Origin of the sequence: Pseudoalteromonas sp. 20-92 (assembly GCF_030847595.1) — a bacterium.
Lineage (GTDB): Bacteria > Pseudomonadota > Gammaproteobacteria > Enterobacterales > Alteromonadaceae > Pseudoalteromonas > Pseudoalteromonas fuliginea.
Genome location: NZ_JANJGQ010000005.1, coordinates 100,636 through 112,819, shown reverse-complemented (window position 1 = coordinate 112,819; position 12,184 = coordinate 100,636). Strand labels below are relative to the sequence as shown.

Here is a 12,184-nt window from a genome sequence, read left to right as displayed (position 1 = left end):
GCTGCTACTTATGATTCTGTATGGCGTTTAAGACTAACTACATGCTCGCCTAAGCGTTCATGATCAATCGAAAAATTAGTTTGTAAGCTCTCAAGTAAGCCAGCTACATCGCCGGCTTTAAATACACCAGCCACTTTAATACTAGCAAGTTCAGCTGACGACAATTCAAAACGCGTTGCGGTATAACGGCTTACTTCATTTAAAGCATCGCTTAATTGTTCACCATTGAAAATTAACATACCATTTTGCCATGCTAAATCGCGCTGAACATCGCCCGCAGAAAGTTGCGTTATCGGCTTTGTTATACTTTGCTCAATAATCGCTTTCTCGCCCGAAGTAACAATATTTGCATTAATTTTGCGAATTTTTTGCGTACTATTATCAGCAAGTTGATATGCTTTAAAATCATTAGCATCTACAGCAACACTTGGGTCGGTAATCATCACTTTACCTTCGGTAACCACAAGTTCTAAATCTGATGAAGTATTGCGTTGCACATTAAATACCGTGCCTAACGCGGTAAAGCTTTTATCACCAGCCATAACACTGAACGGACGCGTCGTATCTTTAGCCACATTAAATCGCCCTTCTCCACGACTGAGTAATAGCTGCCTGCGCCCTTTGCTGTAAGCAACTTCAAGTAAACTATTGGTATTTAACTGAACAATCGTTCCATCGGGTAAAACATAAGTAGCTTGCTCACCTACTTTCGTTTTATAAATTTTAGTATAATTAACTTTAGCAAGTTCTTGGTTATAACCATTTTCTAAATTGATCAGTAAATAGCTACACACCATTAATGCTGCAAATAAACTGGCTGCAATCGAGTAAGAAAACATCCATCTATTTTTAGACTGTTTGCTACTACGGTGCGGGAATAAATGACTTAATTCGTTTAAAACAGATATTTCATCCCAAAGCTGAGCAAGTTCATATACAGCATCTTGATGAGCAGTGCTTTGCATCATCCACAATTTAAATTGCTCTTTTTCGTCAGCACTTAAGCCGCGATCTATTGCACTTATCCAATTACAGGCTTTTTCGAGAATTAAATCTTTTGAGGTAAATTGATGTACGTTGCTCATTTTGAAACCCTCTCTAGGGGTAACGATTGCACTGACATAATACTTGCATCAGGAAGTTCGTGGGTTTTGTCATGCTCTCGCATATACAACATAGTCTGTAGTAATCCTTTGGCAATGTGCTTTTCAACCGTACTTTGACTTAATTGCATCTCGCTCGCTATCTCTTTTTGGCTCATGCCGTATACTTTTTTTAATATAAAACATTTACGAATTGATACACTTAATTGCTCTGTGGCTTTACAAAAAAGTAAAAAGCGCTCTTTAGATGTGTATTCATCTTCTAACTGCATTGATTTAAGTAATACAGGCAACTCACTGTCTTGCTCAAGGGATTCGTTAAATTTATTATCCCATTTAGCAATATGATTAAGTGCTAAATGCTTTGCTGTTTTAAGCATATAACTGCGAGTAAATTGAATATCTTGCTTTAAGTCAGCTTCATAGCTTTTTATAAATGTTTCTTGCACAATGTCTTCTACGTCATCGGGCTGAACTATTCGAGAGACAAAGCGCTTAAGTTGACTTGAAATATCAACAAATGTTGACGTAAACGTTATTTTTTTCGTCATCCTTAACTAGCACCTGTTGTTATTTTTATTACCTTTAGATTACGAGTTTTGAGCATAAAAACAAGCAAAATGTTAACTTTGGGTTATTTATATGTATTGTTTTTAAAAAGGAAAGTTTATGAGTAAACTTTTAGACTATATACGATTAAGTTTTTTTGCGTGTGGTTTACTTTTAGGTGTGCAAATTCCTGCATTTGTGAGTGATTTTGGGCAAGCACTATCAGCCCAATTAATTGAAGCTAATAATGCCGTTGCGCCTTTTAAAAGCGACGCAACTAAGTATTTCAATAATGATTTAAATAAGCTAATAAAACACTATCAAAATATTGATGATGAAATTGTGAACAAAGGGGCAAGTAATATCAGTACTCTTTACGAACGACAGCAAGACTTACAGATAGCCGTAAATAGGTTTGAGAAATCTCCGTATATATTTACTATGATCAGTGGCATGAGCGATATAAAGCAACAAGTATGGCAACGCTTTGAAGGTCAAATCATTTTAAAAAAAGACTCTATTATAGCCGCCATTGTTGCAGCCATAATAGTAGCCTTGCTTGCAGAGCTTACTGGTTATTTGTTTTTAACTGGAGTAAAACGCTCATTTAAACGCTTATTCGCAGCTCAAAAATAGTGATTTCATAAAATCATAAAATACATCGGTTTTACGGGTTGTTAAACTATTTTGCGGACGTAAAAACCAAACCGGTGCATCATCTTGTGCCATTACGCCTGGCATTACTTCTACTAAAATACCATTTTTAAGATCTTCATTAATCGCTATTTTTGACTTAATAGCAATACCATGACCTGCAATAGCAGCTTGTGTCATATTATCGGAGTTTGAAATAGTAAAACGTGTTTTAGCATTAAAGGTATGGATTTTTTTGTGTTCGTCAAAAAGCTTTAACTGGCGTTGCCACGGCAGGCAAACCCAATAATGTTCACTCAATTGCGTTAAATTTTTAGGCATGCCGTACTTTTCTATATAGCTAGGGGCTGCACACAGTATGCGACTATTGTTTACGATTTTACGAGAAAGTAATCCTGAGTCATTTAATTTTCCCACCCTAATTGCAACATCTTGAGCGTCATCAACCACATTTACAAAATGATCCGTTATTAAAAAATCAAGCTTTAGTTCAGGGTAAGCTTGCTCAAACTCATTGAGTTTAGGCATTACGTATTTTGAAAAAACCCATGGGGGCATTGTCACTCTTAGTAAGCCACTTACCGATGAGCTACGCGCACCAATACTGTGCTCAGCATCGCGTAAAGCTTCTATTATGGCGCCAACTCGGGTGTAAAATATTTCTCCAGCGGGAGATAACCGTACTCGTCTGCTATCTCTAAAAACAAGCACTGTAGCAAGCTCTCGTTCTAGTTTACTTAAGCGATGGCTCACTGTTGCAGGCGATAAACGCTGCTCGCGGGCAGCAGCAAGTACTCCCTTATTTTCAACTACAGCTATAAATGTTTCTAGGTCGCTCAAATTATACACAAACTTGCCAATCTCTATTTTCAATGTTTAATATTTTCGAATGAAGCTTTCAGTTTTGCAATGTTTATTTAAATAACTGGAACACTATAATTGTAGATAGTTTAATTATTGAGGTTCAATCATGAGTTTAAAAGCGCAAATAGATGCCTATAACGTACAAAAAGAGGCCAAGTTACCAGCTGACGTTTTAGCATTAATGAACACTACAAACGAAGAGCTTATTGCACAGCATATTAAAGACAATGCGTTGCAAATTGGTCAAAAAGTAGAAAATTTTAGCCTAGCCAATCATAAAGGCGAAAACGTTGAGCTTGCGGATTTATTAAAAAAAGGCCCAGTAATTATTAGCTTTTATCGTGGTGGCTGGTGCCCATATTGTAATTTAGAGCTAAAAGCACTTAACGACTACTTACCACAATTTAAAACTCAAAGTGCTCAGTTAGTCGCAATATCACCACAACTACCTGATGAGACTCTCTCAACTGCACAAAAAAACAACCTTGAATTTGACGTGCTTTGCGATGTGAGCAATAAAGTAGCTGAGCAATTTGGTTTATTATTTACACTTGATGAGCGTATCCAAGCGTTATATACACAATTTGGTATTGATTTTGAACACTACTACGGCGATAAAAGCTTTAAATTGCCGCTACCGGCTACCTATGTAATAAACCAAGAAGGTGTTATTACATACGCATTTTTAAGCGAAGATTACACCCTACGCGCAGAACCTATTGATGTTATGGCAGCACTTGAATCGGAGAATAATTAATGTCTATTTTAAAATCGTTAAAAACACTCACTCTTTCACTACTTGTGGGCACAAGCCTTGTATCTGGTTACGCCGAAGCTGATGAACCAAAAGAACAAGCAAAACCTAAAGTGCTTATTTTTGATGTAAACGAAACCCTACTTGATTTAACGTCAATGCGCACCTCTATTGGTAAAGCATTAGGCGGACGTGAAGATTTATTACCACTGTGGTTTTCAACTATGCTGCACCATTCATTAGTAGATACTGTAAGTGGTAGTTATCATGACTTTGGGCAAATTGGGGTGGCGTCACTCCTCATGGTCGCTCAAAACAACAATATTGATATTACTAGTGAACAAGCTAAAACAGCTATTGTTACACCTCTTTTAACGCTTCCTCCACACAGCGATGTTAAAGAAGGACTGGCGAAACTCAAAGCACAGGGCTATAAATTAGTGAGCCTTACAAATTCTTCAAACAAAGGTGTAAAGGCACAGTTTGAAAGCGCTGGTTTAATATCTTACTTTGATGCACGTTACAGCATTGAAGATATTAAAATTTACAAACCAGACTTACGTGCTTATGAGTGGGTACTTAAAAAGTTAAATGTAGCTCCAAATGAAGCAATGATGGTAGCAGCCCATGGCTGGGATGTTGCTGGTGCTAAAGAAGCTGGCTTACAAACCACTTTTATAGCACGCCCGGGTAAAGCACTTTATCCATTAGCTAAAAAACCAGATCACGTTGTGAAAGATTTACATGAATTAGCCGCTCTACTTAAATAAGTATGCGCTGATGAATCAATACCCAAGCGGCCAATGTTAGGATGACATTGGCCGCTTTTTTATAACTCCTAGAGCGTGTTGAACTTTACGGTATTTATTCTCATAATCAGCATGTTAAAAAATTGAATGTAAACAAAGTATTTAGCCCGCTATGCGTTATTTTATCTGCTAGCAATTTAGTACTCACAACGCTACTATTAACTAAATACGTGGTGGAGAGTGTAATGAAAAGTCAAAGATTAGGTGAGTTTGAGCAATACTTTCAAATTGATGAAAGTATTAGAGTGAATCTATTAGCTGTGACAAATAAGCAAGTCCCTAAGTCACAACTTGAGCTTGAAGACGATATTCCTCCATTATTTAAATTAGCCAACGAAGTCAGTGAACTCGAACAAAGTTCTTTGCGTCCTCTGCGTAACTTAGGCGATATAGCGCAAGAGTTAGCCGCTTTTTTACAAGCACAGTCGCGTAAAATAGATTTAATAATGAGCCATATTTTGGCCTCAGAACAAGCCCAAGATAACGCAATCCAATGTGACAGCTATGGCGGTGGCGGTATTCGCTTTACATCACCAGAAGTACACTCAATTGGCCAAGCCTTTAGAACCAAACTGTTTTTACATCACGAAGCATCTGCTGTGTACTGTTATACTGAAGTTGTGGCAGTAGAGAAACAAGATAGTGAACATTACCAATACACCCTGCTTTTTACCGCAATTAGAACCACCGACCAAGAACTTATTGTTAGAGCGAGTTTGCATGCGCAGACTCGTCAGCTTAAAAAACGCCAAGAACCGGAACCAAACCAAGCCGACCTAAACAGTGATAATTAGCTGACATCTTTATGTAAAATGCTAAACTAGCGTCATCTTAATTAGTATATAAAATTCATGAACTTTAGACTTTTACCAGAATGGGCCGAGCAAGACGCCGTTATGCTCACGTGGCCTCACAAAAACACCGATTGGGCCGACAACTTAGCACGTGTAGAACCTGTTTATACTGAACTTGCTAAGCACATAACAACGCAGCAACAGCTTGTTATTGTGGCGCATGACAGCGCCTTAAAAATGCATATTACAGCACTGCTAAATAGCGCTAATATCGCTCTAAATCGTGTTCATTTTGTAGTAACGCCTACCAATGATACGTGGGCACGCGATCATGGTCCGCTCACTTGTGGCGCTATTGATACGCCAGGGCAACTAAAAGTATATGATTTTACTTTTAATGGTTGGGGCAATAAGTTTGAAAGCACATTAGACAATCAAATAAACCGTACATTGGTAAAAGAATTAAGTAGTTCAAAAAACCAATATCAAGCACTCGATATGGTACTTGAAGGCGGTGGTATTGAGATCAACGAACACGGTGTATTACTAACAACCAGTGAGTGTTTACTCAATAAAAACCGTAACCCAGATTTAGACCCAAGTGATATTGAAGCACTTTTAAAAGAGCACTTGGGCGCGACACGTTTTTTATGGGTTGATCATGGCTATTTAGCGGGCGATGACACCGACAGCCACATTGATACGCTCGTGCGTTTTGCACCAAATAACACCCTTGTCTATGTGCAGTGCGATGATAAAACTGATGAACACTTCAGCGCACTTGATGCAATGGAAAAACAACTGCAAACCTTTAAAACGGCCGATAACACCCCATATAACTTAATTGAGTTACCGTGGCCAAAAGCCGCTTATGACGATGAGCAAACACGCTTACCGGCTACCTACGCTAACTACTTAATTATTAATAATGCTGTGCTTGTGCCAACGTATAATGATGCCAATGATGAGCGTGCTCTTGCGCAAGTTCAAAAAGCATACCCACAACACACTATTATTGGCGTTAATTGCCAACCAATAATTGAACAATTTGGCAGCCTGCACTGTATTACAATGCAATTACCTCGTGGATTTTTAGCTGGAGCAGCACAATGACAAGCCCTGCAAAATTAACCGTTGCGTTAGTGCAACAAAGCAATACCGATAACGCTCAGGACAATATGGCAAAATCAATGAGTGCCATTCGTGAAGCCGCTCAAAAAGGTGCAAAACTGGTTGTACTTCAAGAGCTACACCGAAGCCTCTATTTTTGCCAAACCGAAAATGTTGACGTATTTGATTTAGCCGAAACCATTCCAGGCCCTAGCAGTAATGCCTTAGGTGAGCTTGCTAAAGAGCTAGGCATTGTTATTGTAGCCTCTTTATTTGAAAAACGCGCCACGGGCCTTTATCACAATACTGCGGTTGTATTAGAGCAAGATGGCAGTATTGCAGGTAAATACCGCAAAATGCATATTCCTGATGACCCAGGTTTTTACGAAAAATTTTACTTTACCCCGGGTGATATCGGTTTTGAGCCTATTCAAACCTCGGTGGGTAAATTAGGCGTGCTAGTATGTTGGGATCAATGGTTTCCTGAAGCGGCGCGTTTAATGGCAATGGCAGGCGCTGAGGTATTAATTTACCCAACCGCTATTGGTTGGGATACAAACGACGACGTTGCTGAGCAAACTCGTCAAAAAGATGCGTGGGTTATTTCCCAGCGTGCCCATGCTGTTGCCAATGGTGTGCCAGTAATTAGTTGTAATCGCGTAGGTCATGAAAGTGACCCAAGCGGGCAAAGCGATGGTATTTCATTTTGGGGGAATTCGTTCATTGCAGGCCCACAAGGTGAATTATTAGCAGAGGCTAATAATACTGATGAGCAAATTTTAGTGGTTGAAATTGATCAAAAACGCTCAGAAAACGTAAGACGTATCTGGCCTTTCTTACGTGATAGACGAATTGATCACTATAAAGACCTAACAAAAATATACCGAGACTAAGTAAACTTAACTCAAGATGACTCTTACTTGCTAAGAGCCAACTATAAATGGAGTAATAAATGGCGTTTGAGCAATGGGCAGCCTTGCCTTGGGTAAAATCTCAAAAAGATAAAATTCAATGGGGCCAGCTAAGCGGAAGTGGTTTAAGTATTGCCATTGCTGAAGGCGTTAAACAACAAGACAACTTAGTCTTGATTGTTACGCCTGATACACCAAGCGCACTGCGCCTTGAAACAGAATTAGAATATTTATTACCCGATAACCCAGTCATGGTATTTCCTGATTGGGAAACTCTGCCATACGATCACTTTTCTCCCCATCAAGATATTATTTCAGCCCGTTTAGCCACTTTAAATACCTTAAAAAAAGAACAACAAAGTGTGTTAATTGTGCCTGTATCTACCTTAATGTTGCGCACAGCCCCAGCCTCGTTTATTTACGGTTCAACAATAAACTTTAAAGTGGGCGACAAGCTAGACACACATAACTTTCGTGACAACTTAGAGCAAGCTGGTTATTTAAATGTTCAACAAGTAATGGAGCACGGCGAATACGCTATACGCGGCTCTATCGTTGACTTATACCCAATGGGTAGCCCGCACCCATTTAGACTCGACTTTTTTGATGACGAACTCGATACCATTCGCTTATTTGATGTAGAAACGCAGCGTTCTGATGAAAAAGTAGATAAAATTGAGCTACTTCCAGCGCATGAATTTCCTACTAACGACGCTGATATTGAACGTTTTAGAATAAGCTACCGTGAAAAATTTGGCGCAAGCTCGCAGCAAGACTCAGTATACATGCAAGTAAGCAAAGGTAACTGGCCTGCAGGTATTGAATACTACATGCCGTTGTTTTTCGAAAAGCTAGCGACTATTTTTGACTACCTGCCAGATACAACAACCGTTATGCAGCTGGGTGATTTAGAGCATGCGGCAGATAACTTTTGGCACGATGTAAATGTACGCTATGAAAACCGCAGAGTTGACCCACTTCGTCCATTACTTGAACCCAATGCACTTTATCAGCCTATTGAAGAGCTGTTTTCTAATTTAGGCAATTTTGCACGTATTAGATTATCCCTTGCAAAGCTTGGTACTAAAGCAGGCAATAAAAACTTAAGCGTTAGCGAGCTGCCTACTATTCGAATCGACCATAAACAGCATGAACCTTATGGCGCGTTTATAAATTATGTAGCAGAGCAAAAAAAGAAAAAAGGCCGCATATTACTCAGTGTTGAATCGGACGGTCGTCGCGAATCATTGCTGAGCATTTTAAAACCAAGCGGTTTAAAATTTAAAGCATTTGAAACACTCGAACAATTTACAAAAAGCGCGAGTGACGTAGGCTTAATAGTAAGTCCGCTTGAGCAAAGTGTCGTACTTGGTACTAAACCAAGCCTTTCTATTATTACCGAGCAAGAACTGCTTGGTATAAAAGTATCTCAGCGCAGACGCCGCAAGCACAAGTACGAAGCCAGCCAAGATGCGCTAATCCGTAATTTAGCTGAGCTTAAGGAAGGCCAACCTGTTGTGCATCTCGATCATGGTGTTGGGCGTTACCAAGGTTTGCAAACAATTGATGCCGCAGGTGTAATTACTGAGTTTGTTACGATTACTTACGCAAGTGAAGCTAAATTGTACGTGCCAGTATCTGCATTGCATATGCTGAGTCGTTACTCTGGCGGTGAAGAAGCTAGCGCCCCGCTGCATAAACTTGGTTCAGATGCATGGGAAAAAGCAAAAAAACGTGCGGCTGAAAAAGTTCGTGATGTAGCAGCAGAATTACTCGACATTTATGCACAGCGCCAAGCAAAACCTGGTAATAAATTTACCCTAGACGCCCCTGCATATCGCCAATTTAGCGATAGCTTCCCGTTTGAAGAAACAGACGATCAGCGCAACGCCATAGAAGCAGTGTTAGGCGATATGCAATCAAAACAAGCCATGGACCGCTTAGTGTGTGGTGACGTAGGCTTTGGTAAAACAGAAGTGGCCATGCGCGCTGCTTTTGTAGCAGTTAACGATGATAAGCAGGTAGCTATTTTAGTGCCCACCACCTTGCTGGCTCAACAACACTATGAAAACTTTAAAGACCGCTTTGCTGATTTTCCTATTGAAGTAGGTGTACTTTCGCGCTTTAACTCCACTAAAGAGCAAAAAGACACGCTTGAGAAAATGGCCAACGGTAAGCTCGATATAGTTATTGGTACGCATAAACTTATTCAACATGACATTAAGTTTAACGATTTAGGCTTGTTAATTGTTGATGAAGAGCATCGCTTTGGTGTTCGCCAAAAAGAGAAAATTAAAGCACTGCGCGCTGACGTAGACATACTCACACTGACTGCAACGCCAATACCTCGTACACTTAACATGGCCATGAGCGGCATGCGCGATTTATCAATAATCGCAACGCCGCCTGCTAAACGTTTAGCGGTAAAAACCTTTGTGCGTCAACGCGATGTAGAACTAATACGCGAAGCAGTACTGCGAGAAATTAAACGCGGTGGCCAAGTTTACTTTTTGCATAACAATGTAGAAACTATTGAGCGTGTTGCACAAGAAATTAGTGAATGGGTGCCGGAAGCGAGTGTGACTACAGCTCATGGCCAAATGCGCGAGCAAGAGCTTGAGCAAATAATGACTGACTTTTATCATCAAAAATACAACGTGCTGGTATGTACCACAATTATCGAAACCGGTATCGATGTACCTACGGCCAATACCATTATTATGGATAGAGCAGATAAACTCGGCCTTGCGCAATTACACCAATTACGTGGGCGAGTGGGTCGAAGCCACCATCAAGCGTATGCCTACCTACTAACAGGTGACCCTAAAGCGCTTTCTAAAGATGCGAGCAAACGCTTACAAGCAATCGAATCGTTAGAAGATTTAGGTGCAGGTTTTGCCCTCGCTACACACGATTTAGAAATTCGTGGTGCGGGTGAGTTACTTGGCGATGATCAATCAGGTCAAATGCAAACCATCGGCTTTAGTTTGTATATGGAAATGCTCGAACAAGCAGTAAATGCGCTACGCGAAGGTAAAGAGCCAACGCTTGAAAACCTACTTCAAAAACAAACCGAAGTAGATTTAAAACTGGCTGCATTATTACCTGATGACTACATACACGATGTAAATGCACGCTTAGGTATGTACAAGCGCGTTGCTAGTTGTGCTAACCTTGATGATATGGATGAACTACAGGTCGAGTTGATAGACCGTTTTGGTTTGCTGCCTGATGCTGCTAAAAACTTATTTAGCCTGCAGCAACTTAAAATGCAAGCCAGTAATTTAGGCATTACAAAAATTGAAGCGAACCCTAAAGGCGGTTACTTTGAGTTTAGCCAAGATACCAAGGTTAACCCTAGCTTCATCATTGGCTTGATACAAAGTGCGCCTAAGGTTTACAAAATGGATGGCGCAAATAAACTGCGCTTTGCAATTAGTGAGGCAAATGCCCGCGAACGCTTAAAAATGGTCACTGCAATGATTGCAGATTTCGAAAAAAAGGTTAGCCATTAATGTTGCTAAAAAAATCGCTTGTTGTTTTATGCTGCTTATTTAGCAGCACTGCATTTGCAGAGCGTTGGTTTGAGGTTGAGGTTCTTGTTTTTAAACAACTCCCTGCCCCTTACTTACAAGAAGACTTTAGCCTTAAACACAAAGCTATTGAAGATAAGAACACCCTAGACTTACTAACGCCTCTTTATAAAGAGCAAGCAATGCAGGCCTGCATAGATGGCGATGAGCGTTTTCAAAAACGCTCATTTACCGACTCTTTAGTTAATCTAAATCCACAGTCGAATGTGTGTGACGATAGTATTGACTATATACAAAGCTACGATGAACTCCCGGTAACGCCAATTGCTGAAACGCAAGAAACTATGGAACAAACCTATCTCTTATCACCTGAACAATTACAGTTTAAAACTCAATACACAGAGCTTGTACGAAAAGGATTAACACCTATTCTGCATACTGGTTGGCGCTTTGAAGAAGCGAGTAAGTCCCGTGCACCAAGCGTGCGCTTAATTGCAGGTAAACATATAAGAAATAACATAAACACCATTCCTAGCTACTCAAACCCCGATTTTGTCAGCTTACTAAACTCCCAACCTAAGCTATTTAACGATCCAGATAAACTAAACGTTAATTGGGAATTAGAGGGCTTATTTAAAATCCATCTACGTCATTATCTCTACATAACAGCCGATTTTGATATCAGTCAAAAGCTAGAAAATGGCGACATAGAATCAGCCCGCTTTTCACAGTTTAGACGTGTGATAAGCAGCGAGATTCATTACTTTGATCATCCTCGTATGGGAATGATTGTACAAATAAGAAAATTTAATCATTAATCGTATTTACCAAATAGGAAATAACAATGAAAAAACTCCTCATTATTGTGGCTACACTTAGCCTTGCAGCTTGTTCAAAAGTAAGCTTAGAGAATTACGAAAAAATAGAAATCGGAATGGATAAAACTGAAGTAGAAACACTATTAGGTAGTGCGGATAACTGTGTAGAAAAAACACTTCATACTAATTGCGTTTGGGGTGATGAGACTAAAAATATAGAAATCACATTAGTATCAGATAAAGTAACTTTATACAGTAAGCACGGTTTAACTAAATAGACGTATA

12 protein-coding genes are annotated in these 12,184 nt (G+C 39.7%); 9 read left to right on the top strand and 3 right to left on the bottom strand.

Annotation, left to right across the window (positions count from 1 at the left end):
• Positions 1-8 precede the first annotated feature (8 nt).
• Together NRL14_RS07065 and NRL14_RS07060 are read right to left on the bottom strand one after the other, a co-directional pair.
• Complete coding sequence (locus NRL14_RS07065; protein ID WP_007375284.1) at positions 9-1,085, bottom strand: FecR family protein; 1,077 nt, start codon at positions 1,083-1,085, stop codon at positions 9-11.
• Positions 1,082-1,654 carry a sigma-70 family RNA polymerase sigma factor gene (locus NRL14_RS07060; RefSeq protein ID WP_007375285.1) on the bottom strand — a complete coding sequence of 191 codons (573 nt, stop codon included), beginning with the start codon at positions 1,652-1,654 and terminating at the stop codon, positions 1,082-1,084. Before NRL14_RS07060 ends, NRL14_RS07065 begins: the two co-directional genes overlap by 4 nt.
• Positions 1,655-1,772: 118 nt before the next feature.
• On the opposite strand from NRL14_RS07060, the gene NRL14_RS07055 reads away from it, so the two are divergent.
• A complete protein-coding gene (locus NRL14_RS07055; protein ID WP_007375286.1) occupies positions 1,773-2,288 on the top strand; it encodes a DUF2937 family protein in 516 nt (171 codons plus the stop codon).
• Here the strand turns inward: NRL14_RS07055 and NRL14_RS07050 are convergent.
• Complete coding sequence (locus tag NRL14_RS07050) at positions 2,268-3,155, bottom strand: LysR family transcriptional regulator (RefSeq protein WP_033022922.1); 888 nt, start codon at positions 3,153-3,155, stop codon at positions 2,268-2,270. The genes NRL14_RS07055 and NRL14_RS07050 overlap by 21 nt on opposite strands.
• A gap of 121 nt (positions 3,156-3,276) precedes the next feature.
• Here NRL14_RS07050 and NRL14_RS07045 point away from each other — a divergent pair, with 121 nt between their 5' ends.
• The 8 genes from NRL14_RS07045 (at position 3,277) to NRL14_RS07010 (ending at position 12,177) form a co-directional block, all read left to right on the top strand.
• The gene (locus NRL14_RS07045) at positions 3,277-3,927 is read left to right on the top strand and encodes a peroxiredoxin-like family protein (protein ID WP_007375288.1); all 651 of its coding nucleotides are present in this window, start codon (positions 3,277-3,279) and stop codon (positions 3,925-3,927) included.
• Entirely contained in the window at positions 3,927-4,694 is a 768-nt protein-coding gene (locus tag NRL14_RS07040; RefSeq protein ID WP_149606365.1) for a haloacid dehalogenase type II, read from the top strand. Before NRL14_RS07045 ends, NRL14_RS07040 begins: the two co-directional genes overlap by 1 nt.
• A gap of 224 nt (positions 4,695-4,918) precedes the next feature.
• Entirely contained in the window at positions 4,919-5,527 is a 609-nt protein-coding gene (locus NRL14_RS07035; RefSeq protein ID WP_306724317.1) for a PilZ domain-containing protein, read from the top strand.
• Positions 5,528-5,584: 57 nt separating this feature from the next.
• A complete protein-coding gene (locus NRL14_RS07030) occupies positions 5,585-6,640 on the top strand; it encodes an agmatine/peptidylarginine deiminase (RefSeq protein WP_306724316.1) in 1,056 nt (351 codons plus the stop codon).
• Positions 6,637-7,530 (top strand): carbon-nitrogen hydrolase, encoded by an 894-nt coding sequence (locus NRL14_RS07025; protein ID WP_306724315.1) that lies wholly within the window; start codon positions 6,637-6,639, stop codon positions 7,528-7,530. The genes NRL14_RS07030 and NRL14_RS07025 overlap by 4 nt, the downstream gene beginning before the upstream one ends.
• Before the next feature lie 59 nt (positions 7,531-7,589).
• Positions 7,590-11,063 carry a transcription-repair coupling factor gene (gene mfd, locus NRL14_RS07020; protein ID WP_306724314.1) on the top strand — a complete coding sequence of 1,158 codons (3,474 nt, stop codon included), beginning with the start codon at positions 7,590-7,592 and terminating at the stop codon, positions 11,061-11,063.
• On the top strand, positions 11,063-11,899 hold the full coding sequence (locus NRL14_RS07015) for a peptidoglycan binding protein CsiV (RefSeq protein ID WP_149606370.1): 837 nt from the start codon (positions 11,063-11,065) through the stop codon (positions 11,897-11,899). The genes mfd and NRL14_RS07015 overlap by 1 nt, the downstream gene beginning before the upstream one ends.
• A 26-nt stretch (positions 11,900-11,925) precedes the next feature.
• A complete protein-coding gene (locus NRL14_RS07010) occupies positions 11,926-12,177 on the top strand; it encodes a hypothetical protein (RefSeq protein WP_007375295.1) in 252 nt (83 codons plus the stop codon).
• Positions 12,178-12,184: the final 7 nt, after the last annotated feature.